This window comes from Olleya sp. Hel_I_94 (assembly GCF_007827365.1).
GTDB lineage: Bacteria > Bacteroidota > Bacteroidia > Flavobacteriales > Flavobacteriaceae > Olleya.
Window position 1 is genome coordinate 1957689 of record NZ_VISI01000002.1, and the last position, 23676, is coordinate 1981364.

The 23676-nt window shown below is 31.6% G+C and carries 25 protein-coding genes and 1 riboswitch; of the genes, 8 read left to right on the forward strand and 17 right to left on the reverse strand.

The annotated features are described in order from the left end of the window. Positions 1-114: 114 nt before the first annotated feature. Positions 115-588, reverse strand: a complete 474-nt coding sequence (gene greA, locus JM82_RS12035; protein WP_145004207.1) for a transcription elongation factor GreA — start codon at positions 586-588, stop codon at positions 115-117. Positions 589-741: 153 nt separating this feature from the next. On the opposite strand from greA, the gene JM82_RS12040 reads away from it, so the two are divergent. Beyond that, on the forward strand, positions 742-1188 hold the full coding sequence (locus JM82_RS12040) for a hypothetical protein (protein WP_145004209.1): 447 nt from the start codon (positions 742-744) through the stop codon (positions 1186-1188). Positions 1189-1241: 53 nt separating this feature from the next. On the opposite strand, the gene JM82_RS12045 is transcribed toward JM82_RS12040, so the two are convergent. The 8 genes from JM82_RS12045 to JM82_RS12080 form a co-directional block, all read right to left on the reverse strand. After that, positions 1242-3500, reverse strand: coding sequence for a TonB-dependent receptor (locus tag JM82_RS12045; protein WP_145004212.1), 2259 nt, complete (start codon positions 3498-3500; stop codon positions 1242-1244). Between the two features lie 102 nt (positions 3501-3602). Further along, a riboswitch (TPP riboswitch) is annotated at positions 3603-3693 on the reverse strand. Between the two features lie 118 nt (positions 3694-3811). Beyond that, complete coding sequence (arfB, locus tag JM82_RS12050) at positions 3812-4219, reverse strand: alternative ribosome rescue aminoacyl-tRNA hydrolase ArfB (RefSeq protein ID WP_145004215.1); 408 nt, start codon at positions 4217-4219, stop codon at positions 3812-3814. A 1-nt stretch (position 4220) separates the two neighbouring features. After that, positions 4221-5777: a DUF4301 family protein gene (locus tag JM82_RS12055; RefSeq protein ID WP_315897456.1), complete on the reverse strand. Its 1557-nt coding sequence runs from the start codon at positions 5775-5777 to the stop codon at positions 4221-4223. Next, positions 5764-6342, reverse strand: a complete 579-nt coding sequence (locus tag JM82_RS12060; protein WP_145004218.1) for an AAA family ATPase — start codon at positions 6340-6342, stop codon at positions 5764-5766. The genes JM82_RS12055 and JM82_RS12060 overlap by 14 nt, the downstream gene beginning before the upstream one ends. Then, positions 6303-6935: a nicotinamide riboside transporter PnuC gene (gene pnuC / locus JM82_RS12065; RefSeq protein ID WP_145004221.1), complete on the reverse strand. Its 633-nt coding sequence runs from the start codon at positions 6933-6935 to the stop codon at positions 6303-6305. Before pnuC ends, JM82_RS12060 begins: the two co-directional genes overlap by 40 nt. Continuing rightward, the gene (locus JM82_RS12070) at positions 6919-7179 is read right to left on the reverse strand and encodes a hypothetical protein (protein WP_145004224.1); all 261 of its coding nucleotides are present in this window, start codon (positions 7177-7179) and stop codon (positions 6919-6921) included. Before JM82_RS12070 ends, pnuC begins: the two co-directional genes overlap by 17 nt. Before the next feature lie 3 nt (positions 7180-7182). After that, entirely contained in the window at positions 7183-7905 is a 723-nt protein-coding gene (locus tag JM82_RS12075) for a geranylgeranylglyceryl/heptaprenylglyceryl phosphate synthase (RefSeq protein WP_315897457.1), read from the reverse strand. Beyond that, positions 7905-8531: a 4'-phosphopantetheinyl transferase family protein gene (locus JM82_RS12080; RefSeq protein WP_145004227.1), complete on the reverse strand. Its 627-nt coding sequence runs from the start codon at positions 8529-8531 to the stop codon at positions 7905-7907. Before JM82_RS12080 ends, JM82_RS12075 begins: the two co-directional genes overlap by 1 nt. 132 nt (positions 8532-8663) lie before the next feature. Here JM82_RS12080 and ahcY point away from each other — a divergent pair, with 132 nt between their 5' ends. Next, positions 8664-9980: an adenosylhomocysteinase gene (gene ahcY / locus JM82_RS12085; RefSeq protein ID WP_145004230.1), complete on the forward strand. Its 1317-nt coding sequence runs from the start codon at positions 8664-8666 to the stop codon at positions 9978-9980. Between the two features lie 299 nt (positions 9981-10279). Beyond that, the gene (locus JM82_RS12090) at positions 10280-10762 is read left to right on the forward strand and encodes a DUF1569 domain-containing protein (protein ID WP_145004233.1); all 483 of its coding nucleotides are present in this window, start codon (positions 10280-10282) and stop codon (positions 10760-10762) included. A gap of 36 nt (positions 10763-10798) precedes the next feature. On the opposite strand, the gene rpmA is transcribed toward JM82_RS12090, so the two are convergent. From rpmA to JM82_RS12105, 3 genes are all read right to left on the reverse strand, one after another. Continuing rightward, on the reverse strand, positions 10799-11059 hold the full coding sequence (gene rpmA / locus JM82_RS12095) for a 50S ribosomal protein L27 (protein ID WP_028283192.1): 261 nt from the start codon (positions 11057-11059) through the stop codon (positions 10799-10801). Positions 11060-11102: 43 nt separating this feature from the next. Beyond that, the gene (rplU, locus tag JM82_RS12100; RefSeq protein WP_145004235.1) at positions 11103-11762 is read right to left on the reverse strand and encodes a 50S ribosomal protein L21; all 660 of its coding nucleotides are present in this window, start codon (positions 11760-11762) and stop codon (positions 11103-11105) included. Between the two features lie 97 nt (positions 11763-11859). Then, positions 11860-12312: a DUF4199 domain-containing protein gene (locus tag JM82_RS12105; protein WP_145004237.1), complete on the reverse strand. Its 453-nt coding sequence runs from the start codon at positions 12310-12312 to the stop codon at positions 11860-11862. 194 nt (positions 12313-12506) lie between these two features. Between JM82_RS12105 and JM82_RS12110 the strand changes: the two genes are divergently transcribed. Together JM82_RS12110 and JM82_RS12115 are read left to right on the forward strand one after the other, a co-directional pair. After that, complete coding sequence (locus JM82_RS12110) at positions 12507-13826, forward strand: M16 family metallopeptidase (protein WP_145004240.1); 1320 nt, start codon at positions 12507-12509, stop codon at positions 13824-13826. A gap of 19 nt (positions 13827-13845) precedes the next feature. Next, positions 13846-15918, forward strand: coding sequence for a M16 family metallopeptidase (locus JM82_RS12115; RefSeq protein ID WP_145004242.1), 2073 nt, complete (start codon positions 13846-13848; stop codon positions 15916-15918). 32 nt (positions 15919-15950) lie between these two features. Here JM82_RS12115 and JM82_RS12120 read toward each other — a convergent pair whose 3' ends face one another. After that, positions 15951-16847, reverse strand: a complete 897-nt coding sequence (locus JM82_RS12120) for a DMT family transporter (RefSeq protein ID WP_145004245.1) — start codon at positions 16845-16847, stop codon at positions 15951-15953. 97 nt (positions 16848-16944) lie between these two features. Here JM82_RS12120 and JM82_RS12125 point away from each other — a divergent pair, with 97 nt between their 5' ends. Next, positions 16945-17517, forward strand: a complete 573-nt coding sequence (locus tag JM82_RS12125; protein ID WP_145004249.1) for a cation transporter — start codon at positions 16945-16947, stop codon at positions 17515-17517. A gap of 100 nt (positions 17518-17617) precedes the next feature. Here JM82_RS12125 and gldD read toward each other — a convergent pair whose 3' ends face one another. From gldD to mutY, 4 genes are all read right to left on the reverse strand, one after another. Then, entirely contained in the window at positions 17618-18196 is a 579-nt protein-coding gene (gene gldD, locus JM82_RS12130) for a gliding motility lipoprotein GldD (protein ID WP_145004251.1), read from the reverse strand. Positions 18197-18242: 46 nt separating this feature from the next. Beyond that, entirely contained in the window at positions 18243-19547 is a 1305-nt protein-coding gene (locus tag JM82_RS12135; RefSeq protein ID WP_145004254.1) for a gliding motility-associated protein GldE, read from the reverse strand. Positions 19548-19556: 9 nt separating this feature from the next. Continuing rightward, the gene (locus JM82_RS12140) at positions 19557-20006 is read right to left on the reverse strand and encodes a single-stranded DNA-binding protein (protein ID WP_145004257.1); all 450 of its coding nucleotides are present in this window, start codon (positions 20004-20006) and stop codon (positions 19557-19559) included. A 91-nt stretch (positions 20007-20097) separates the two neighbouring features. Then, on the reverse strand, positions 20098-21138 hold the full coding sequence (mutY, locus tag JM82_RS12145; RefSeq protein WP_145004260.1) for an A/G-specific adenine glycosylase: 1041 nt from the start codon (positions 21136-21138) through the stop codon (positions 20098-20100). A 137-nt stretch (positions 21139-21275) separates the two neighbouring features. Here mutY and JM82_RS12150 point away from each other — a divergent pair, with 137 nt between their 5' ends. Both JM82_RS12150 and JM82_RS12155 read left to right on the forward strand, forming a co-directional pair. Next, a complete protein-coding gene (locus tag JM82_RS12150) occupies positions 21276-21566 on the forward strand; it encodes an HU family DNA-binding protein (RefSeq protein WP_028283181.1) in 291 nt (96 codons plus the stop codon). Between the two features lie 353 nt (positions 21567-21919). After that, positions 21920-23464: an Rne/Rng family ribonuclease gene (locus tag JM82_RS12155; RefSeq protein WP_145004263.1), complete on the forward strand. Its 1545-nt coding sequence runs from the start codon at positions 21920-21922 to the stop codon at positions 23462-23464. Positions 23465-23676 lie beyond the last annotated feature (212 nt).

Sequence of the window (23676 nt, forward strand, 5' to 3'; positions counted from 1 at the left end):
AAAGATAAAAAAAGATTCCTGCTAACCTGAAATTTGTCTCAGAATAAACAGGAATCTTAAAAAAATTTACATTTTTATATATTTCCGCTTTAGCGTTATTATTTAAATGAAATATTATCTACTAATTTCGACAATATCAAATTTAATAATACCACTTGGTACTTGTATTTCGGCAACATCACCAACTGATTTCCCTAATAAACCTTTACCTATTGGGCTGTTTACAGATATTTTACCTGAGGCTAAATCTGCTTCGCCATCTGCTACTAAAGTATAATTCATTTCCATACCATTGGTTTGGTTTTTGATTTTTACTTTAGATAGGACTAATATTTTAGAGGTGTCCATTTGTGACTCGTCAATAACACGTGCTCCAGCCATTTGATCTTCTAGCTTCGCGATACGCATTTCTAGCATACCTTGCGCTTCCTTGGCTGCATCATACTCTGCATTTTCACTTAAATCACCTTTATCTCTTGCTTCTGCTATTGCTCTAGAGGCCTTAACGCGCTCCACATCCTTAAGCTGCTTAAGCTCGTCACGCAATTTTTTTAACCCTTCTGCTGTATAATAAGATACTTTACTCATATTTTTTTCGTTTAAATAAAAAGACGCTAAAACAATTTAGCGTTAAACACAAAAATCTCGTCGACACGAGATTTTGTCTTACAAATATACAAAATATTTAACTCAACATTGTAATTGTTGTAAATTGCAATCCTAAAAAATTATTAAATTTATATGTTAAGGTCTTTAACTACAATAATATTATGCTTTGCGCTAATAACGTCATGTCAAAAAAACGATGATGCTGATAACAGCAATAATTTTATACCAAATATTAATTTTGACACTTTTAATTCCATAAACACAACTTTACCACAATATAATGACTTAGAGTTTCCTGGTGGTAGTATTGTTATTAATGGTTTTGGGTATAATGGTATTGTTATTTATTACACAGGTAACACTTATTATGCTTTAGAAATTACAGACCCTAATCACGTCCCTTCAGACTGCTCTTTACTAACTGTTGAAAGTGGTATTGCAACTTGTAATTGTGATGATGGTAATAGTTATAGTGTTGCTGGTGGAGGTGTTCCTTTTGATGGTACTAGTGGACAATATAGTTTAAAACCTTACTTTGTAGAGGTTAATGGAGATGTTATTAGAGTTTACAATAACTAAAAAAGCACCTCTAAATTAGAGATGCTTTTAAAGGGTTGTTAAAAAATTATTGGTTAAAATTTTAAGGTTACACCTGCTAAAAAGTTAGTGGTTGCTTGTGGGTAATAAAAATTTTCTGTGATTGGTGCATCATTAGAGTTTTCTGGTCTATAAAAATAGCTATACGTATAACCATTAGACACATATTTATTATTAAACACATTGTTAACCAATACATTAAAAGCGATCTCTTTAATCCAAGTTGGTTTGATACGATAAGACACATTTAAGTTATTTACAAAATAGCCATCCATACTTTTACTATCACTTGACGTGTTGTCTAAATATTGTTGCCCAACGTACTTAGATAATAAAGCGATGTTAGCATTTTTAATTGGCGAGTAGGTTAATGTACTACCAAAAATTACGTTTGGCGAAAATGAGATATCTGTATCATTATAAGTTGTCACAACAGCATCATAAGATACTGTATCAAATGTGCTAGGGTCATACTGCGTGTCATAAACGACATAATCAAACGCTTTAATTTTGTTTTGACTAAAAGTTGCATTAGCATCAATCCTAAATTGATCCGATAATTTATATCCTGTTTGTATCTCGATACCAGCTCTGTAACTATCTGCTACATTTTGTCTGATTGGATCACCAACATCATCTAAATCTCCTGTTAACACTAATTGATCTTTATAATCCATATAGTATAAATTAGCGTTTAAGTAAAACTTAGAATTTTGTAATTTATAACCAAACTCAAAATCATGTAACTGTTCCGATACTGGCTTGATTGGATTTTTTGTTAAATCGTCACGATTTGGCTCTCTGTTACCTACAGCGTAAGATCCATACACATTACTATTATTATTAATCCTGTAGGTTAATCCCATTTTTGGATTGAAAAAATTATACGTTTCTTTTACATTAATATCTAGTAAATCTGAGCTTGTTCCAACAGACTCATAATCAACCGTTCTATATTGTAAATCTAGTAATGCAAATAAATTTGAATTGATATTATACTCGGCTTTTAAGTACGTATTAAAATCTTGTTTATCTCCATAACTAAAATAATAATTGCTTCTTACAGGTATTGGTGTTTCAAATGAATCCCAGATAACTTCACCAAAATGATCCCCTTTATAAGAATTATATCCACCACCTAAATATAAATTTAACTTATCCTTTTTATAGTTAAGTGAATATACAATTGCTGTAAAGTTATTATCTAACCAACGTCTTCTAATGACATCACCTTCGTCTGAAGCATTTACATTATTTGGGAAATAGTCACCTAATTCCTCACCATCTTTATATTGTTCATAATAACCTTTACCTGTTGTAAAATTACCAGAAATATTAGCAGAAAATATAGAGTTAAATTGGTGAGAAGCATGTAATTGATAATGTGTTTGTTGATAGCTATCAATTTCATTATCATAAGTGTAGTAATTATAAGTTCTTCCTGAATTTAATAAATTTTCAGCTTCTGCATCACTTGGATAATTTCTATCAATAAAAGCCTGAATTCCTTCTAAATCGTTATTAACAACTGCTTCTGGTGTTCCGTACCAAGACTGGTAAGTCTCTTCTTTTCCTCCAAAAACAATAGCTTTTATGGATGTTTTTTCGTTAACAAAACCAGCTTCTGTATAATAACTATTTAAGTCTGCTCTAGCTCTATCAATATATCCATCACTTTGTATATTGGATAATCTAGCTTCAGCATAAAAATTATTTTTAATTCCAGAACCAATACTAATATTATGTTTTCTAGTTCCAAAACTACCTACTGCGTTAGTTGTTGTAGCATAACCATCAGTCGATGGATTAAGTGTTTTTAAGTTTAAGCTAGCTCCAAAAGCACCAGATCCATTGGTAGATGTTCCAACACCACGTTGTAATTGAATATCCTCAACAGAACTTACAAAATCAGGCATATTAACCCAGAATGTCCCTTGACTTTCTTGGTCATTGTAAGGTATTCCGTTGATAGTCACATTGACACGTGTCGCATCACTACCTCTAACTCTAATCCCTGTATAACCAACACCTGCTCCTGCATCACTTGTTGTTACTACAGATGGTAATTGATCTAATAATACTGGTAAATCCTGACCAAGATTTATAGATTCTAACTCTTCTTTTGTGATGTTTGAAAAAGCTACTGGTGTCTTATCCTTTGCTCTAGTAGCAGATAGTAACACTTCATCAAGTTTTGTGATTTTTGTAGAGTCCGACTCAACTGTTTTTTTGTCTTGTGCGTTAACACTGACCGATAACACTAATAGTGTTAAAAAAAGAAATAAATTTTTCATTACGATTAAATTACTAATCGAATAAAAAGAGGTAATTATTCTTAATTGTTATTAATTAAATTTTGTAATACATAGACTCTCTATATATTACATAGTAACACAAAAAATGTGTTTCAAATTTCCTAAACAGCATTACCTGTTCTAGGTTCAATGGGTATGATCTCAGCCGATATAGGCACCCCTTTTTTGAGAACGCTGCAAAGGTAGATTAGAATTTTGATTTATGAAATATGATTCTTGATTTTTTTTTCAAAGAATAATCTACGCAATAATTAATATTGTTAAAATACAATTAAGACTGATATAATAAGCTACTCTATTTTTGGTTTTTTTCGATTAGCTTTTATATCTGAGTTGTGTTTTTTGTTTTTTAAGCGTTTACGAATAACTGCTCTTGGGATTTTGGTTGGTTTACGCTCTGGATCTACTTGTAAAGCTTGTTGTAAAATAGCAATTGCACGTTTTATAATAATCCCTTTATTTTTTAATTGACTTCTAGTGTCTCCACATTGCAATAATAATACCTGATCTTTAGTTAGCCTAGTTGCTAATTTTGATATAATCCGTTCTTTTTGGTCGTTTGCAAGAACTACAGAATCATTAATAGAAAAACTTAACTCTATTTTAGTAGCAACCTTATTGACATGCTGTCCACCACTACCAGAACTTCTGATAGCTTTAAGGTTAAATTCTTTCTCTAAAGCTTGTTTGTCTAACACGTTATAAGACTTGATGTGTTGGTTTTAGTAAGTCATTAACCGTTTTTACTGGATTGAAGGTAACTAAAGGTACTTCCACAAAAATAGTATTCCAATTGGACATACTTCCGTTCCAAAGTCCTGGCAACTCTAACGCTTTAATATCTTTTCCAACTTTTGTTTTCATAGTAATAAAAGTTGTTTGGTGGTCAACAAATTTTTGAAGATCATACGTTTCGCCTTTATAGTTTTTTATACTACAAACAATGTCTACAGGATTAAAATGCGTCGCTTTTTTTAAGATGTTTTTTTGTTCTTTATCCTTTTTGTTAATTTGAGCAGATTCTACTATTTGCAAAGACAGATTTGCACCTTCATCTTTAACCCAAAATGGACCTCCTCCTGGCTCTCCTTCGTTTTCAACCATACCACAAATACGGATTGGTCTGTCTAGTTTATTTTTTAAATAATCTATTTGATATGCTGTAGAATATTTTTCAAATTCAGGAGAAATTACAACATTCATTTTACAAATCAAAAACTCTGCGATTTCAACTATATCCTCATGCGACAATTGCTTTGTATCTAAATCTTTGGCATACTTAAACGCTTGCTTTTTTATATTAATCAATAAACCTGCTAGCATTTTTTTAGACTTAGCGACTTCTTCTTCATATTTATAAACTACAACATTATCAATATTTTTAATAAAAATAATGTCAGCATCAAAGTCGTTTAGGTTTTCAAGTAAAGCACCATGACCAGATGGTCTAAAATATAGCTCGTGATTGTCCTCTCTAACAATTTCATTTTTTGCTGAAACTGCTATTGTATCTGTAGATTCTTTTTGATAAGAAAAAGAAATATCAAATTTAGTATTGGTTTTGCTTTCAACTATTTGTTGAATTCTAGCAAACTCAGCATCAAACTTTTCTTTATGTTTTTCTGAAATAGTAAAATGAAGAGAAGCTTTACCATTTGAGGTCGAGTACAATGCAGCCTCAAATAAATGCTCCTCAAAAGCGCTTGCTAAATGATTTTTATATTTATGAAACGGTAATAATCCTTTTGGAAAAGCACTAAAAGCTAATTGATCATCGTTTAAAATAGCTTTGATAAACGCAACCAATTTTTCATCGTTTGATAATTTATTATAGTTTTTGTTTTGTGACTTTAAATAGGTTATTACTAGATTATAAAAAGGTAGTTTTTCTAACCCAATAAAAAATAAAGATAACTCTGAAGCCTTAAATTTATTTACATAAGCATTTATACTTTGCTTTTTAGGCTTAAAATCCTTGATAAAATCAAATAAAAATTTAAACATCCTGGTCGCTGCTCCAGAAGCAGGAACAAATTTGACAATTTTGATTGCTTCTTTTTGAGCATCATAAACCTTTATTAAACCCGATTTCTCTTGCTCAGAAAACTTAAGTATTCCGTCTTCAATAGTTGCTGCTCTTTCTAAATTAATGAAGGGTAATCCTGTTTTAAGCAACTGTAATTGTTGCTCTACCTTTTTAAGTGTTAATCCTTTTTTTTCTATGAAAATTTTATCTGAACTATTAAACTGCATCATTATGTTTTGCTAATAATAAATCTATATGTTTTATGGCTAATTGTAATCTTGTTTTCTTATCTCCTTTTAATAATACATAAGGTCGATTATATTTTATTAATGTAGATTTAAACGTTTCAAACATTGCTTCTCTTTCTTCAGGCTTGTCCCTTAAATCATCCGCTTCCCAAGGTGTATCAATATACGTTAAAAAGTATAAATCATAAGTATTTTTTATAGCATATTTTTCTAAAACTGGATTGCAAGTCCCAGAGTAATAGGTTTCAGAGTATACTTTAGTCTCTAATAAATCAGTATCACAAATTAGTACAGATTCTGTCTTTTTCGCCAAACGGTTTTCCATACTCATTTGACCCATAGCTATTGGAAGTAAATCGTGAGTTTCGCAGGTTTTACGTTTGTTATTCCATTTATTTTGTAAATAATCTCTAGCGTATTCAGGTACCCAAACGGAATGATAATGCCTAGCTAATTGTTGAGATAACGTCGTTTTTCCAGTAGATTCTGGTCCAAACAAAACTATTTTTACACAGTTTGCAGGTTGCTGTTCAAGTGTTTTTTCCATTGTAAATAACCAAATATTGCAATTACTGTAAATCCTAAATACTGAAAACAAGTAAACGTAAATCCTTTATAAAAATATAAAGGAACAGAGATAATATCTCCTATAATCCAGTAAATCCAGTTTTCAATTTTACGTTTAGCCATCAACCACATACCAACAAAAAATATTGCAGTAGTAATGGTATCAACATATGCTACCCAACTAGTCCACTTATCAAATGTTTTATAAACTACAAACACAAATAACATAGTTGCTAAAAAAATAATTACACTTAATTTTTTTTCCTTTTTTGTGGTAACAGAAATAGGTGTAACGTGTTGATCGTCCACTTTTCTTGTCCATATATACCAACCATAAACACTCATTACAAAATAATAAGCGTTAATCATCATATCGCCTAACAGACCCCATTTTAATAATAAATACACAAAAATTAAGGTACTTATCATACCTGTAGGAAACACCCAAATTTTATTTTGTTTAGAAAACAATACAGATAAAAAACCAAAAATTACAGCAATAATCTCTAAAACCACATCTGTTGTTTCGTATTCAAAATATTGCCCAAAAAGGAAATCAAAAATGTGGCTCATAATCGCTTCTGTCTGTTTTTACAACTTTCATAGTTAGTACACATATGTCTTGATTTTCAAACGAAGCTTTAATCTTTTCGTTTAAAAAAGGCATCAACTGGTCAAATTCGCCAAAAACCTGAGTACTTAATGGGTTTTCTAAAACCGTAAAATTAGAGTCACGTAAAGCTTTAATAAAATCAATAACGTGCTGCTCATAATTATTACTTAATGGTGATAAAGTTAAATCTACCGATATTTTCATGGTTTATAGTTTTAATTCTTCAAAAAAGTCATGGTTTTCTTCAAAAGCAGTACCAATTACTACTAAATCTGCTCCTGCACTATAAGCGTTATCCAATTGTTGTTTGCTTCTAATACCACCTCCAACTATTAAAGGGATTGTTAAATCTTGTTTCACAAACTTAATCATTTGTAATGGTACAGGATGTAATGCTCCACTTCCAGCTTCTAAATAAATAATTTTTTTACCCATTAATTCACCAGCTTTTGCTGTATCAGCAACTAAAGTATGCAAAGCAGTTGGGATCGGTTTAGTTTTTGTTACTTTTTGGACCGCAGTTTCTTTTCCATTTTCAATCAAAATATAACCAGTTGGAATAACCTCCAAGTCGGTATTTTTTAAAATAGAAACCGCTTCAATTTGTTTTTCGATTAAATATTTAGGGTTTCGACCAGAAATTAAGGACAAAAACAAGATAGCGTCAGCATCCTTTGATATTTGCGTTACATCACCAGGAAATAGCACAATGGGTAATTTAGTTAGTGGTTTTAGAGCAGCAACTAATTTTTGCGTCACTTCCAACTCAACTGTACTACCACCAACAAAAACATGTGTTATTACAGAGTGATTAATTTTATTGGCAAATAGCGATAATAATTTAATATCAAATTTATCAGGATCAATTAGTATAGCTAATAATTTTTCTTGTTTCGCTTTCGCGGAAAGTATGTCGTTGTAAACACTCATTATTCTATAACATAAGCACAAGTAAAACCTTCAAACTCTAAGTAATTGGCAGTATAACGTTTTTTTAAACCCTTATAATCTATCCAACAAACCGTTTGGGCATCAATTATAGAAAACGGAATTACCAAAAAATGTTCCTTAAACAACATTCCTGGAGTTGCAAACAATTTGTATAAAGATTCCTTTATTCCCCAAATAACAGTTAGTTTATTAATATAATCAGAAGCTTCTTTATCCAAATATTCAAACTCGTACGCCACAAACTTTTTAGCAATAACTGCTATTTTTTGGCGCTGTCTTTCTATATCTATACCAACTTCTGTATCGCTAATAATAACGCCAGAAAATGTAAAGCTATGGGTTATAGATATATGCTTTCCATCCTTTAAATGTGGTTTGCCATTCGCGTCATAAAATAAATCATGATCGGTATAACCAAAAGCATTAAGCAAGTGTCTAACACTTAAAAAACCACGTTGATGCAGCTCACTTTTCATACCTAAGACACGATCTAAACTCTCTGGTTTTAAATCTAATCCATTGATTAATTGGTCATAAGACTCTTCAATCTTCCAGATTTTAACAGTAGTTTGTGAATTTGGAGTAAGGGTTTTATATAGAGGCATTTAATATTCTAAATTCTATTAGTTATCTTTGCAAAGCCTAAGGCGAAATATGCATTTTTGTTAAGCGAATTTAACCATTTTAAGTGCTAATTCCCAAAGGTGTTTCATTTATAAAATAAAGAGAGAAATAATATGAGTACAAAAAACGTTGCTTACGTGCCTAATAAGGTAAAAGACATGTCGCTTGCGGCTTGGGGAAGAAAAGAAATTAATTTAGCCGAAGCAGAAATGCCAGGTTTAATGAGTTTACGTGAAGAATACAAAAACGAACAACCTTTAAAAGGAGCACGTATTGCTGGATGTTTACACATGACTATCCAAACTGCTGTTTTAATTGAAACTTTACAAGCTTTAGGAGCAGAAGTTACTTGGAGCTCTTGTAACATTTTCTCTACACAAGATCAAGCTGCTGCTGCAATTGCAGATGCAGGTACAGCTGTGTACGCTTGGAAAGACATGACTGAAGAAGAATTTGATTGGTGTATCGAGCAAACCTTATTTTTTGGAGAAGACCGTAAGCCATTAAACATGATTTTAGATGATGGTGGAGATTTAACTAACATGGTTTTAGATAAATACCCAGAATTATCTGCAGGAATTAAAGGATTATCTGAAGAAACTACAACAGGAGTACACAGATTATACGAGCGTGTTAAAAACGGTACATTAACAATGCCAGCAATTAACGTAAACGATTCTGTAACTAAATCTAAATTTGACAACAAATACGGATGTAAAGAGTCTGCAGTAGACGCAATACGTCGTGCAACAGACATTATGTTAGCAGGTAAACGTGTAACTGTTTGTGGTTATGGAGACGTTGGTAAAGGTACTGCTGCGTCTTTTAAAGGTGCTGGAAGTATTGTAACAGTAACAGAAATTGACCCAATTTGTGCATTACAAGCAGCAATGGACGGTTTTGAAGTTAAAAAACTAGAAACAGTTGTTGGTAATTCTGATATAATCATTACAACTACAGGTAACAAAGACATTGTACGTGCAGAGCATTTTGAAGCAATGAAAGACAAAGTAATCGTAGCAAACATCGGTCACTTTGATAACGAAATCCAAGTAGGATGGTTAAACAAAAACCATGGTCATACTAAAGACACAATCAAACCTCAGGTTGACAAATACAACATTGATGGTAAAGATATTATCTTGCTTGCCGAAGGACGTTTAGTAAACTTAGGTTGCGCAACAGGACACCCTAGTTTTGTAATGTCTAACTCATTTACAAACCAAACTTTAGCACAAATCGAACTTTGGAAAAATAGCGATAATTACGAAAACGACGTATACATGTTACCAAAGCATTTAGACGAAAAAGTAGCTAAATTACATTTAGAAAAAATTGGTGTAGAGCTAACAGAATTAGCAGATTACCAAGCTGATTATATTGGTGTTAAAGTTGAAGGACCATACAAGCCTGAACATTACAGATACTAATCAAAGCGTCGTTGCAAGTCACTTTTTAGTGTTCTAGCAATCACATACTTTGAAATTACATATTAAATCCCAAGCAGCAATGTTTGGGATTTTTTTTGTTTTATGGCAATTTGTTTTTGGATAAAAAACCAAAAACAACCACGCTTTCCGTTATATCTTTTTCTCGTGCCTCAAAAAAGGATGCCACTACAACCCTTATTGCAAACTAATCCGCAAAAACACAGTTCTTCTAGTAAAATGGTTTCATTTTTGTTAAGTCAAGTTCGTTTTAAGTATCTTCACAAGACAAAAACAAGACCATGTCCATACAAAAACTTACTACAGCCATAAATAATTTAGAACATCACATAATAAATCACGACCAATCAAACCCTAAAGTATCTAAAAGCAATATAGCTTGGCATATAGACCACAGTCTTAAAGTAATAAACAACGTAAGTATTGCTACCAATACATCAGATCCAAAACAATTTAAAAATAACTTTACACTTTTAGGAAAAGTCTTTTTTATATTAGGCTTTTTCCCCAGAGGAAAAGCAAAAGCTCCAAAACATGTACTACCACCAGAAAATATTACTAAAGCAGATTTAACACAACAAATTACATTAGCAAAATCTAATATTACTACACTAACAAACTTAGGCAAAAACGCCTATTTTAAACATCCTTTATTTGGACACATAAATACCAAACGTGTACCCAAATTTTTACTAATGCACACCAACCATCATTTAAAAATTATAAACGACATACTAAAACAACAAAAAACCCTTTCTAAATAAATAGAAAGGGTTTTAATTTTTTAGGAAATAAAATTATTAAGCTTGGAAAGGCTCAATAGAAACATAAGACTTATTGTCTCTTTTCTTTGTAAATTTTACTAAACCATCAACTTTAGCATGTAAAGTATGATCTTTTCCTTGGTATACGTTTTCACCTGGATGGTGTGTGTTACCTCTTTGTCTTATGATAATGTTTCCAGCAATAGCAGCTTGTCCACCAAATATCTTTACGCCTAAACGTTTCGATTCTGATTCTCTACCATTCTTCGAACTACCAACCCCTTTTTTGTGAGCCATGATCTTAAGTGTTTAAATTGTTATACTTAAAGTGTTTTAGCAATTACGCTTTACCACCATCTAATTCGTCTTGCCATTTCTTTAACTCATCCCACTTACCATCAGCAGCTAATTGAGCTTGTGCTGGCCATGTGTCAGTTACGTGATTACCACGTACACCTGCGATAATTTCAGAAATTTTAGCTGCATCAGTTTTTGCTAATTCAGCAAAAGTAGCGATTCCTGCTTCAACTAATGTTTCAGCAATTTTTGGTCCAATACCTTCAACTTTTTTCAAGTCGTCAGCTTTACCTGATGCTTTAGCAGCCTTTTTAGGTGCAGCTTTAGCTTCTACTTTTTTAGTTTCTTTTTTTGGAGCAGCTTTTTCAGCTTTCGCTGCTGGCTTAGCTCCTGAAGCTACTATACTTTCAATTACGATTTCAGTTAAGGCTTGTCTGTGTCCGTTTTTCTTACGGTAACCTTTTCTTCTTTTCTTCTTGAAAACAATAACTTTATCACCTTGAAGGTGCTTTAAGACTTTTGCACTTACTTGTGCTCCGCCTATAGCTGGGGCGCCTACAGTTATGTTAGAACCATCTGCAATTAAAAGGACATTGTCAAAAGACACTGCTTCTCCTTCTTCTGTTGCTAAACGGTTAACAAAAACTTTTTGGTCTTTTTCAACTTTAAATTGATGCCCTGCTATCTCTACAATTGCGTACATAGCGTAACGTTTTTATTAATTAGTTTATATAAAATAATCTCATTTTCCTGAGAAAACGGATGCAAATATACTTCTAATTAATTAATCTACAAACCTTTTATTGATTTTGAGGCATATTTCTGCTATTTTTAAAAAGTTGCATACAAGTAAGTGTAATAACTACTGTTGTTGCAAATCCCATAATCGCAACAACAAAAGCAACTAAGCCTATTTGTACATTATAGTCACTTTTAAAAACGGTTAATAATTTGGTCAAAAATTCAGTATCAACTTCTGTAGCATAAAAGGTAAAAAATACTGTAAACAAAATTGCAGCTATAAAACCTGCAATGATACCTACGGTAAAACCGCCTGTGTAACTAAATTTGTCAGCTTGTTGTAATTTATAATACTTTATAGTTTCATAAATACCAAAACCTGTTATTACACCATTAAATAAACTAAAAAAAGGATTAGTATGTAAATTAAACAAAGACAGGATTAAAAAAAAGGCAATTAAACATGCGCTTATAACTAACCCAAATCTTACAGGAAGGGAAATATTTTTCATATTAATTTATGGTTTTTGGTTAATAATCCCTTTAAATTTCGTGAAAATGGAACCAAATTTTTATAATTTGATGTTAATTTTCAATAAATTAAGCAGTAATACATGGTTGTATTGTTATTTTTGTTAAAACTGTTGTAACAAAAACATACAACAGTATACTAATACTTAAACTGATAAATTAAATAATCAAACACATGAAAAAAAGTTTATTCTCATTAGCTGCTTTGCTTTTAGCTGGTTTTTCTGCTACAGCACAAGAAGTTAACTACGAAGAGTATGATTTAGACAATGGTTTACACGTTATCTTACATCAAGACAACTCTGCTCCTGTAGTAACTACCTCTGTAATGTACCATGTTGGTGCAAAAGACGAACAGCCAGATCGTACAGGTATGGCTCACTTTTTTGAACACCTTTTATTTGAAGGTACTGAAAACATCGATCGTGGTGAATGGTTTAAAATTGTAACTTCTCAAGGAGGAAGTAATAACGCAAACACAACTGACGACAGAACGTATTATTACGAAGTTTTCCCTTCTAATAGCCTAGAATTAGGATTATGGATGGAATCTGAGCGTTTAATGCACCCAATTATTAATCAGATTGGTGTGGACACTCAAAATGAAGTTGTAAAAGAAGAAAAACGTTTACGTGTAGACAATTCTCCTTATGGTAAATTTATCGAAAATGTTAAACTTAATATCTTCAAAAAACACCCTTATAAAGGAACAACTATTGGAAAAATGGAGCATTTAGATGCTGCTTCTTTAGAAGAGTTTCAAGCGTTTAACAAAAAATTCTACGTACCAAATAACGCTGTATTAGTTGTTGCTGGCGATATAGATATTGCCTCTACAAAAAAGATGATTAAAGACTATTTTGGACCAATCCCAAGAGGAGAAGATATAGTTAGAAATTTCCCTAAAGAGGACCCAATTACTGAGACTATTAAAGCAACAGCTTACGACGACAACATACAAATCCCTGCAATTATTGCTGCCTACAGAACACCAGCAATGACAGAAAGAGATGCTTATGTATTAGATATGTTATCTAGTTATTTAAGTTCTGGTAAAACATCTAAATTGTATAAAAAAATTGTTGATGACAAAAAAATGGCTGTACAAGTTGGTGCTTTTAACCAAAGCCAAGAAGATTACGGTACATACATTATCTACGGTTTACCTTTAGGTGATAATACTTTAGATGGTTTATTAGCCGAAATTGATGAAGAATTAGTTAAGGTACAAACTGAATTAATGTCTGAAAGAGATTACCAAAAACTTCAAAACCAATTTGAAAACAATTTTGTAAGTTCAAATTCAAGCATTTCTGGTGTAGCAAACTCATTAGCTCGCTACTATATGCTTTATAAGGATATTAGTTTAATTAACAACGAAATTAAAATCTACAGATCTATTACTAGAGAAGAGATTCAAAATGTTGCTAAAAAATATTTAAATCCTAACCAACGTGTTGTTTTAGAATATTTACCAAGTAAAGACGAAAAATAAAAAAGAAATTTCAATAGATATGAAAACAAAAATAACAGCCTTATTAGCGGTATTGTTTATATCAATTTCGGCAACAGCCCAAATAGACAGATCTAAACAACCAGAACCAGGTCCTGCTCCAACCATTACTTTAGAAGTCCCTGGAGAGTTTGAACTAAAAAATGGACTTAAAGTTTTAATTGTTGAAAACCATAAGCTTCCAAGAGTATCATACGCGTTAACTATAGATAACCAACCAATTACAGAAGGTGACAAAGCAGGTGTATCTGCAATGTTAGGTGCCATGTTAGGAAACGGTACAACTAATATCCCTAAAGATGTTTTTAATGAAGAGATTGACTTTTTAGGAGCAAGCCTTGGATTTAGTTCTGATGGAGCATATGCTAGTGGTTTATCTAAATATTCTGAGCGTATTATGGAATTAATGGCAGATGCAGCTATGAATCCATTATTTTCTCAAGAAGAATTTGATAAAGAAAAAGCACTTATTCTAGAAGGTTTAAAAAACAACGAAAAAAGTGTAGATGCTGTAGCAGGTCGTGTAGGTAGCGCATTATCTTATGGTAGTAACCACCCTTACGGAGAATATATAACTGAAGAAACTGTAAATAATATTACAATTGATAATGTTAGAGCATTTTATCAAAAATACTTTAACCCAAACAATGCATACTTAGTAATTATTGGTGATGTAGATTTTAAGACAGTTGAAAAGCAAGTTAAAAAATACTTCAAAAAATGGGATAAAGGAATTGATTTTACAACAAATCTAGTTACTCCTAATCCAAACCTAGCAAGCACGCAAATCAATTTTGTAGACATGCCAAATGCTGTACAATCAAACATATCATTAACTAATAACGTAACGTTAGAAATGAATGATCCTGATTACCATGCAGTATTAATTGCTAATAAAATTTTAGGTGGTGGTTTTAACAGCTACTTAAACATGAATTTACGTGAAGCAAATGGTTGGACTTATGGAGCACGTTCTAGTATTGGTGCTTCTCGTTTTGGTGCTTCAAGATTTACAGCTGGAGCTGAAGTAAGAAACACTGTTACTGACAGTGCAGTTGTAGAGACTTTAAAAGAAATTAAAAGAATAAAATCAGAACCTGTTACTGCTGAAGCATTAGCTAATGCAAAAGCTAAGTATGTTGGAGATTTTGTTTTAGCTTTAGAAAGCCCTCAGACAATTGCTAGATACGCATTAAGCATTAAACTAAATAAATTACCTTCTGACTTTTATAAAACGTATTTATCTAAAATAAATGCAGTAACTATTGAGGATGTACAACGTGTGGCTAACAAATACTTTAAGCCAGAAAATGCACGTATAATCATAGTTGGAAAAGGTAGTGATGTAATCCCTGGATTAGAAAAAACAGGAGTACCAATTAAGTACTTTGACAAGTTTGCAAATCCAGTTGAAAAACCAGAATTTTCTAAGCCAATTCCTGATGGCGTAACTGCTAAAACGGTATTAGACAACTATATTACAGCTATTGGAGGAACCAACAATATTAACATGGTAAACTCTGTAAAAATGGATGGCGATTTTGTAATCCAAGGAGCACCACCATTGACCGTTGAAATAAAGAAAACTAAAGAAAATAAAGAGTCTATGGAAGTTGCTATGCAAGGTATGGCAGTAATGACATCTAAATGGAATGGATCTACTGGATATCAAATACGACAAGGACAAAAAATACCTTTAACAGAAACTGAAGTATCAGACAAAAAAGCTGAAACTGGAATGTTCCCAGAAACTAAATACGATATGGCTAATTTAACATTAGTAAGTATTGTTGATATCGACGGAGCAGATAGCTATAAAGTAAAAGTAACTAAAGGTGACGATGCTTCTTACCGTTATTATGATGTTACATCAAAATTATTAGTTCAAGAAGAAAGCACAACTAAAGCGCAAGGACAAGAAGTTACTACAACAGTTAAGTATGGTAATTACTCTGAAGTAAACGGAGTAAAATTCCCTTACGCACAAACTATCATAGCTGGACCACAAACAATGTCTATGAATATTAAAAATGTAAAAGTAAACGAAGGTGTTACAGATGCAGATTTTAACTAATATACATTACATATAATTTAAAAATCCGAAGCTTAAACGTTTCGGATTTTTTTTGCTTTTCTATTAGCTAAATACACACCAATTAAAATAATTAAGGTCCCAACAATTTGTGTTACACTAAAACTTTCTCCATCCATCAAGCCCCAGACTAAAGCAACAATTGGCATAATATAAGTCACAGAAGACGCAAATACAGGAGTAGACATTTGCACCAAAGTGTTAAACAATACTTTAGCCAAAGCAGTACCAAAAAAGGATAAAATAACAACGTAACCAATTGCATTTGTAAAATCAGGATTACTAAAGTTTGCCACATTAAAAAAGTCTGCAAAAATCAAAACAACTAAAGCAGGTATAAAAATAACAACATAATTACCAACAGCTATTGCTAAAGGTTTAACGTCTTGTAAATAGCGCTTAATAATGTTAACATTTATGGCGTACATTACCGTAGACGCTATTACAAATCCTGCAAACCAATAATTTTGATTTGGGTTTAAATCTGCACCTTCTAATATTAATATAGACGTACCAATAAAGCCAATAATAACACCAACAACCTGCTTAGTAGTGCTTGCTATTTTAAACACAGCAGCACCAATTAAAACAGTGTTTAATGGCACCAAACTATTTAAAACAGACACAACTGCACTATCTATTTGGGTTTCGGCGATTGCAAAGAAAAACGCAGGAATAAAAGCCCCTAAAAAGCCCGAAATCGCAATCCATTTCCAATCCGTTTTTTTAATTAAACGTATCTTTTTATAACCTGCCATAAACAAAAACAATCCTGTAATTAAAGTACGCAAAGCACCTAATTGATAGGCATTTAAACCCAACAAAGCCTTCTTAATTAAAATAAAAGACGTTCCCCAAATAAGAGACAAAACAAGTAAATACGCCCATTTTTTAGTATTATTATTTTGCATAGCTAAATTTTACGGTACAAAAATCCAATATAAAAAGCAATAAAGCATATTATTTAGTAATTTTGTAACTATTAAACAATAACAAAATTTTATTAAAATGAAATCATTTAAACATATACTAGTACTAGTTGCAATAACAGTATTAACATTTAGTTGTAAAAACGAAGCTGAGCCAGAAGTTATGACATCACCTTCTGCTACAGAAACTACAGAAGTAACAAAAAAAGCAGAAATTAATCCAAATGCTAAGTTAGCTAAAGCTGAATTTAAAATAGAAGGTATGACTTGCGCAATGGGTTGTGCAAAAACTATTGAGAAAAAAATGGCTAAAATGGAAGGTGTAAAATCTGCAATTGTAGATTTTGATCGCGAATTAGCAATGGTAGAATATGATGAAGCATTAGTAACTCCTGCATCATTAGAAACTACTGTTACAAGTGTTGCTGACACCTATAAAGTAAAAGACATGCATACGGTAGATGCTTTTTCTACTGCAAAAAAAGAATGCACAATGAAGTGTAAAGAAGATTGCACTAAAAAAGACTGTAAAGATTGTGCTGCTAAAACTGCAGAATGCAAGAAAAAATGTGCTAACAAAACTGAAGCAGAAAAATTAGCTTGTGCTAAAGATTGCAAAAAAGCATGTTGTACAGACGCTAAAAAAGCTTAATAAACATTACCTTATTTAAATATAAAAGCCTTGAAAATTCAAGGCTTTTTTTGTTCTTATTTTCTATTTGTGATTTAAAGATGTGTTTAAATAATCAAAATTACTTCCATTGGACACTTTCCATTATACGCTTAATATCTTTTTGAAGATAATTAGCAGCAGGTAATATCGAGTCATAATTAGGTTTAGCATAAAAATATAATGACCCAGTTAAAAAATGATTTATACTATCCGTTATATAAAACTGAGATTGTGATGCTGCATTACCACCAACTTCATAAAACATTCCATACACTTTATTCACAGGGTTTTCCCAAACAACCTCTTCAATAGCATCTGCTTTTTTAGTATGTTCTTGAGTAAAATTTTGAGCATTTTTAAGATACTTAACTAAGCGCTCTTTGCCATCTATTGCTTTATAAGTTAGATATATGGTTCCTTTTAATTTTTTATACTCAATATTAAGTCCAAAACTTTTTACATCATCTTGTAAAGGCTTATATATTATGGTATCACTTTGCATGTTTCGATCAAAAGCAAAAGGCAAGTCTTGATTATACATTTTATAATCTGCCTGAGGATACTCTAACCTTAGATACCCTTTTGGCTTTGGTATTGGGTCGTTTCCACAACTTGTTAGTAGTACAAAGGTTAAAAGGAAGATTATTAAATGTCTCATGTTATAATTACTTAGGCAATAATAATTAGCCTTTATATTTTGTTATTTAGGGCAAGGTAACCTTGACACGTTTTATACGTTTTTTATCTAATGCTTCAATTGTAAAAACGTAGTTTTCAAACTGTATTTTGCTATTTCGTTTAGGAAAACCTCCAGAATTTTCTAAAATAAAACCAGCAATAGTCTCAGCTTCACCTTTATTATCTTCAAAAATTGTATCGTTTTCTAACTTAATAATTTTATAAAAATCTTTTAACGCAGTTTTACCTTCAAAAGCATAATTTTTATCATCAAGCTTTGAAAACACTAAGTCTTCGTCATCAAACTCGTCACTAATATCACCTACAATCTCTTCAATAATATCTTCTAATGACACTAATCCAGATGTTCCTCCATACTCATCAACAACTACAGCAAGATGTACTTTTTTCTCTTGGAATTCTGCCATTAAATCGTCCAATTTTTTATTTTCTGGAACAAAAAATGGTGCTCTTAATAAAGTTGTCCAATCAAATGTTTGCTTATCAATATATGGCAATAAATCTTTAACATACAATACGCCAACGATATTATCCATACTATCTTTATATACTGGTATTCTAGAATAACCGTTTTCTATAATTTCTGGAATAATCTCGCTATAAGGTTGCTCTACATTTAAAGCAAAGACATCAATACGTGGTTGCATAACCTGTTTGGTATCTGTATTTCCAAAACTTACAATCCCTTGTAATATTTTTTGTTCTTCTTTAGTGGTGTCATGCTCACTTGTTAGCTCTAATGCTTGAGACAATTGATCTACACTGATATTAGATTTTTGTTTTCCTAATCTATTATGAATTGTCAGCGTTATACTGCGCATTGGCAAACTTAAAGGCGAAAATAATACATCTAGAACACCTAATGGATAGGCCATAAATGTCGCAAATTTTAAATTGTTGCGACTAGCATAAATCTTAGGTAAAATTTCACCAAAAAGTAATATTAAAAAGGTAATGACTACTACTTCCACTATAAATTTAACTAAAGCAGAGTTTATACCTGCAAACAAATAGTTACCTAAAAAGGCAAATAGTATTACAATACCAATATTTATAAAATTATTGGCTACTAAAATGGTTGCTAATAGTTTTTTAGGCCTAACTAGTAGTTTAGAAATTATCTGTATTTGTTTTTTACCTTGTAATGCTTCGTCTTCAAGATCAGATTTTGTTAATGAAAACAATGCCACTTCTGCTCCTGAAATCATAGCAGAACATATTAATAATACAACTAAAAGTACAAAACCAAGTACAATATTGATATTATCAGAAATTACTAATGCTAAAAAACTCGAGGGTTCAGGATCCATAATCACTTATTAAAACGGTAGATCGTCTTCGCTAGAGGCTGAAGACGTTTGTTTTGGAATATCAGTTTTTGGTGCTTGTTGCTGTTGTACAGCTGGTGTTGTAGGAGCTGCCTCAGGATCACGCTTTGTACTTAAAAATGTAAAGTCAGACACTTGTATCTCTGTACTATAACGATCATTTCCAGATTCGTCTTGCCATTTTCTAGTTTTTATGCGTCCTTCAACATAAACCTTATCACCTTTTGTTAAATATTTTTCACAAATTTCAGCAGCTTTATTGCGCACTACTATATTATGCCAATCCGTATTAGTAACACGCTCGTTAGTTTGCTTGCTAACATAAGTCTCGTTGGTTGCTAAAGGAAAACGTCCAACACAACCACCTCCTTCAAAGTAGTGCATTTTAACTTCATCTCCTAAATGCCCAATTAGCATAACTTTATTTAATGTTCCTGACATAAGTAGTGTTTTTTTCTAATACAAAATTACAGCTTTAAGCTTCAATGTAAATAAATTTAATAAAAAATATTGAGGCGTTGACAGTAATGATTTAAAAATTAAATTTTTCAATAAAATTACCTATCAATATTGGCACTGGAAAATCCTTTATTTTACCAAAAGCAATACCTTCTGGAAGTTTACTATCTAACGATACAATCCAAAATTTAGTGTATAAATGCTGATGGGATAATTTATGTACTATTGCTTCTTCGTTATATAAAGACAATTCTAAAAATTGTTCTTTTAATGGTGCTATCAATTTAATTTGCTCCTCAATACTATCAAAAGACGCATCTTTATCAGTTTCTATTAAAGGAAATTGATATAAATTTTGCCAAATCCCACTACCTAGTCGCTGTTGTAAAACCGTTTTACCATCCTTAGAAAGAATTACAATAAAGTTAAAATACTTTTTGGAAACCTTAGCACTTTTAATTTTTACAGGTAAATCAGTAATTACAGCTTTTTCTAAAGCAACACATGTGTTGTTAAAAGGACAATTATTACAATCTGGATTTTTAGGCTTACACAATCTTGCACCAAACTCCATTATGGCTTGATTAAAAGTAGCAGGTTGCTTAACATCAATTAATTGTTGTGCTAACATCTTAAACTCTTTAAAACCTTTACCTGTATTAATAGGAGTGTAAATACCATAAATCCTAGACAACGCTCTGTAAACATTACCGTCAACAACTGCAGTAACTTCATTAAAACTAATAGAAGCAATTGCACTTGCTGTATAATCACCTACTCCTTTTAGTTTAATAATGTCATCAAAAGTATCCGGAAAATGTCCATCACGCTCATCTACTATGTATTTAGCTGAGGCGTGCAAATTTCGTGCTCTAGAGTAATAACCCAATCCTTGCCATAATTTTAACACCTCTTGTTCCTCAGCCTTAGCTAAGTCAAAAACAGTAGGGAAATTGGTAGTAAAAGCGGTGTAATATGGCAAGCCTTGAATGACTTGTGTTTGTTGTAAAATAATTTCGGAAAGCCAAATATAATAAGGGTTTGTAGTGTTACGCCAAGGCAAATCTCGTTTATTATCTGTGTACCAATTAATTAATTGTTTTGCAAAGTTCATTTATTAGAAAAAAGTAAGAAAAGCAAAAGTAAAGTTTATCGCATTAAATTTTAATGAATTAGGTTTGAAATATTGAATATTAAATGCCTATATTTGCCAACCCTTAGAAAAATTAATAACGCAAACAAGAAAAGAAAATGACTAAAGCTGATTTAGTAACAAAGATTTCTGAAAAATTAGGAATAGAAAAAGGAGATGTTCAGGCAACTGTAGAGACTTTTATGGAAGAAGTTAAGACATCTTTAGAAGGAGGTGATAATGTTTACCTTAGAGGATTTGGTAGCTTTATCATTAAAACAAGAGCAGAAAAAACAGGAAGAAATATTTCAAAAAATACGACTATCAAGATTCCTGCTCACAACATACCAGCGTTTAAACCTGCAAAAGTATTTGTAGAGGGTGTAAAAACTAACGTAGACGTAAAGTAAAAAATATTATAAACGAATTATTAATTTAAAAACATTAACCCTATGCCAAGTGGTAAGAAACGTAAAAGACACAAGGTTGCAACGCATAAGCGTAAAAAACGTAGACGCGCTAATCGTCACAAGAAGAAGAAATAGTACCAAAAAGTAGTTTATATAACTACTTTTTTGGTTTATTAAAATTATCGTTCTTTGAAAATAGAGTTTATTACAAATATGTAAAACCTTGCGTATTTTTAAACTCAAACGGATTTAAAAAATCCTGTGATTATCATACCTTTTTTTGTTTAAAAAAAAGGTATGATATATTGTATAATCCATCTATACTTAGTTGTATGGATAAAAATTAACCTTAAATGGATAAAGAATTAATTATTAGATCTAGTCCAGAAGCTGTTGATTTTGCCTTATTAAAAGATGGAAAATTAGTTGAATTACATAAAGAGGAAGATGGGAACAACTTTGCGGTTGGTGATGTGTTTATCGCCAAAATAAGAAAAGCTGTTCCAGGACTAAATGCAGCATTTGTCAATGTTGGTTATGAAAAAGATGCATTTTTGCATTATCATGATTTAGGACCAAAAATGTCATCTCTTTTAAAATTCACAAAAAGTGTAAGCACAGGTAAACTAAAAGATTTTTCTTTAAAGGATTACCCATTTGAAAAAGATATTGATAAAGACGGAAAGATTACTGACGTCTTAAAATCAAATCAGTCTATTTTAGTACAAATAGTTAAAGAACCAATATCTACTAAAGGCCCAAGGATTAGCTCAGAGCTGTCCATAGCTGGTAGATATATTGTTTTAGTGCCATTTTCCGATCGAATTTCTATTTCGCAAAAGATAGAGAGTAAAGAAGAAAAAGAGCGCTTAAAACGCTTGGTAAGGAGTATAACTCCTCCTGGTTTTGGAGTTATTGTACGAACAGTAGCAGAAGGCAAAAAAGTAGCCGAACTAGATAAAGATTTACAAAATTTGCTTAGTCGTTGGACAGCAATGTGTAAAAAATTGCATAAAGCAAATCATCCTACCAAAGTATTAGGTGAGTTAAATAAAGCCTCTTCTATTTTAAGAGATATATTTAACGACACTTTTACAGGGATTCATGTAGATGATGAAGCATTACATGCACAAGTTAAAGATTACGTGCAACAATACGCACCCAAAAAAGAATCAATAGTCAAATTACATCAGTCTAATATTCCTATTTTTGAAAAATTTGGAATAGAAAGACAAATAAAAACTGCTTTTGGTAAGACGGTCTCTATGGCTAAAGGTGCATACCTTGTCATCGAGCATACTGAAGCGCTTCACGTCATTGATGTAAATAGTGGTAATAGATCAAATAAATCAAACTCTCAAGAAGACACAGCACTTGAAGTAAACTTAATATCTGCATCAGAAGTAGCACGACAATTAAGATTACGTGATATGGGTGGAATTATTGTGATAGATTTTATTGACCTAAATACTGCTGAACATAGAAAAAAACTTTACAATCATCTTCGTGACGAAATGAAAGATGATCGTGCCAAACACAAAATATTACCTCCTAGTAAGTTTGGATTGATTCAAATTACACGTCAAAGAGTAAGACCAGAAATGAATATTAAAACAAGAGAGGAAAATCCTAACAGTTTTAATGGAGAAGAAGTCGAAGCACCAATTAATATTGTGCCTAAAATAACTCACGACATAGAACAAATATTTAAAAAAGACTATAAGAAGGTGACTTTAAACACACATCCTTTTATAGCAGCCTTTTTAACAAAAGGTTTTCCATCAATTCGTTCAAAATGGTTTTTTGAACACAAAAAATGGGTTAAAATACAACCAAGAGATGCTTACACATACCTTGAATATCATTTTGTTGACAAAGATGGTAATCAAATTAAATAATAAAAAAGCCTACTATTTTATAGCTAGGCTTTTTTTTTGCACCAAAGTGTATAATAAAATTAGTAGGCCAATCTTCGCATACTTAATAATACTATTTACAATAACAAATCTTAATAGTTTACAAAGCTAAAAAGACTTCAAAACAGCTATAAATTAAAAAAGCCACATCTTTTATAGATGTGGCTTTTTTTGGTTTTTAATTGGTTGTTAAA

Coding starts and splice junctions, on each gene's coding strand:
- greA (WP_145004207.1), bottom strand. CDS start 588: ATGAGTAAAGTATCTTATTATACAGCAGAAGGGTTAAAAAAATTGCGT.
- JM82_RS12040 (WP_145004209.1), top strand. CDS start 742: ATGTTAAGGTCTTTAACTACAATAATATTATGCTTTGCGCTAATAACG.
- JM82_RS12045 (WP_145004212.1), bottom strand. CDS start 3,500: ATGAAAAATTTATTTCTTTTTTTAACACTATTAGTGTTATCGGTCAGT.
- JM82_RS12055 (WP_315897456.1), bottom strand. CDS start 5,777: ATGATGCAGTTTAATAGTTCAGATAAAATTTTCATAGAAAAAAAAGGA.
- JM82_RS12060 (WP_145004218.1), bottom strand. CDS start 6,342: ATGGAAAAAACACTTGAACAGCAACCTGCAAACTGTGTAAAAATAGTT.
- pnuC (WP_145004221.1), bottom strand. CDS start 6,935: ATGAGCCACATTTTTGATTTCCTTTTTGGGCAATATTTTGAATACGAA.
- JM82_RS12070 (WP_145004224.1), bottom strand. CDS start 7,179: ATGAAAATATCGGTAGATTTAACTTTATCACCATTAAGTAATAATTAT.
- JM82_RS12075 (WP_315897457.1), bottom strand. CDS start 7,905: ATGAGTGTTTACAACGACATACTTTCCGCGAAAGCGAAACAAGAAAAA.
- JM82_RS12080 (WP_145004227.1), bottom strand. CDS start 8,531: ATGCCTCTATATAAAACCCTTACTCCAAATTCACAAACTACTGTTAAA.
- ahcY (WP_145004230.1), top strand. CDS start 8,664: ATGAGTACAAAAAACGTTGCTTACGTGCCTAATAAGGTAAAAGACATG.
- JM82_RS12090 (WP_145004233.1), top strand. CDS start 10,280: ATGTCCATACAAAAACTTACTACAGCCATAAATAATTTAGAACATCAC.
- rpmA (WP_028283192.1), bottom strand. CDS start 11,059: ATGGCTCACAAAAAAGGGGTTGGTAGTTCGAAGAATGGTAGAGAATCA.
- rplU (WP_145004235.1), bottom strand. CDS start 11,762: ATGTACGCAATTGTAGAGATAGCAGGGCATCAATTTAAAGTTGAAAAA.
- JM82_RS12105 (WP_145004237.1), bottom strand. CDS start 12,312: ATGAAAAATATTTCCCTTCCTGTAAGATTTGGGTTAGTTATAAGCGCA.
- JM82_RS12110 (WP_145004240.1), top strand. CDS start 12,507: ATGAAAAAAAGTTTATTCTCATTAGCTGCTTTGCTTTTAGCTGGTTTT.
- JM82_RS12115 (WP_145004242.1), top strand. CDS start 13,846: ATGAAAACAAAAATAACAGCCTTATTAGCGGTATTGTTTATATCAATT.
- JM82_RS12120 (WP_145004245.1), bottom strand. CDS start 16,847: ATGCAAAATAATAATACTAAAAAATGGGCGTATTTACTTGTTTTGTCT.
- JM82_RS12125 (WP_145004249.1), top strand. CDS start 16,945: ATGAAATCATTTAAACATATACTAGTACTAGTTGCAATAACAGTATTA.
- gldD (WP_145004251.1), bottom strand. CDS start 18,196: ATGAGACATTTAATAATCTTCCTTTTAACCTTTGTACTACTAACAAGT.
- JM82_RS12135 (WP_145004254.1), bottom strand. CDS start 19,547: ATGGATCCTGAACCCTCGAGTTTTTTAGCATTAGTAATTTCTGATAAT.
- JM82_RS12140 (WP_145004257.1), bottom strand. CDS start 20,006: ATGTCAGGAACATTAAATAAAGTTATGCTAATTGGGCATTTAGGAGAT.
- mutY (WP_145004260.1), bottom strand. CDS start 21,138: ATGAACTTTGCAAAACAATTAATTAATTGGTACACAGATAATAAACGA.
- JM82_RS12150 (WP_028283181.1), top strand. CDS start 21,276: ATGACTAAAGCTGATTTAGTAACAAAGATTTCTGAAAAATTAGGAATA.
- JM82_RS12155 (WP_145004263.1), top strand. CDS start 21,920: ATGGATAAAGAATTAATTATTAGATCTAGTCCAGAAGCTGTTGATTTT.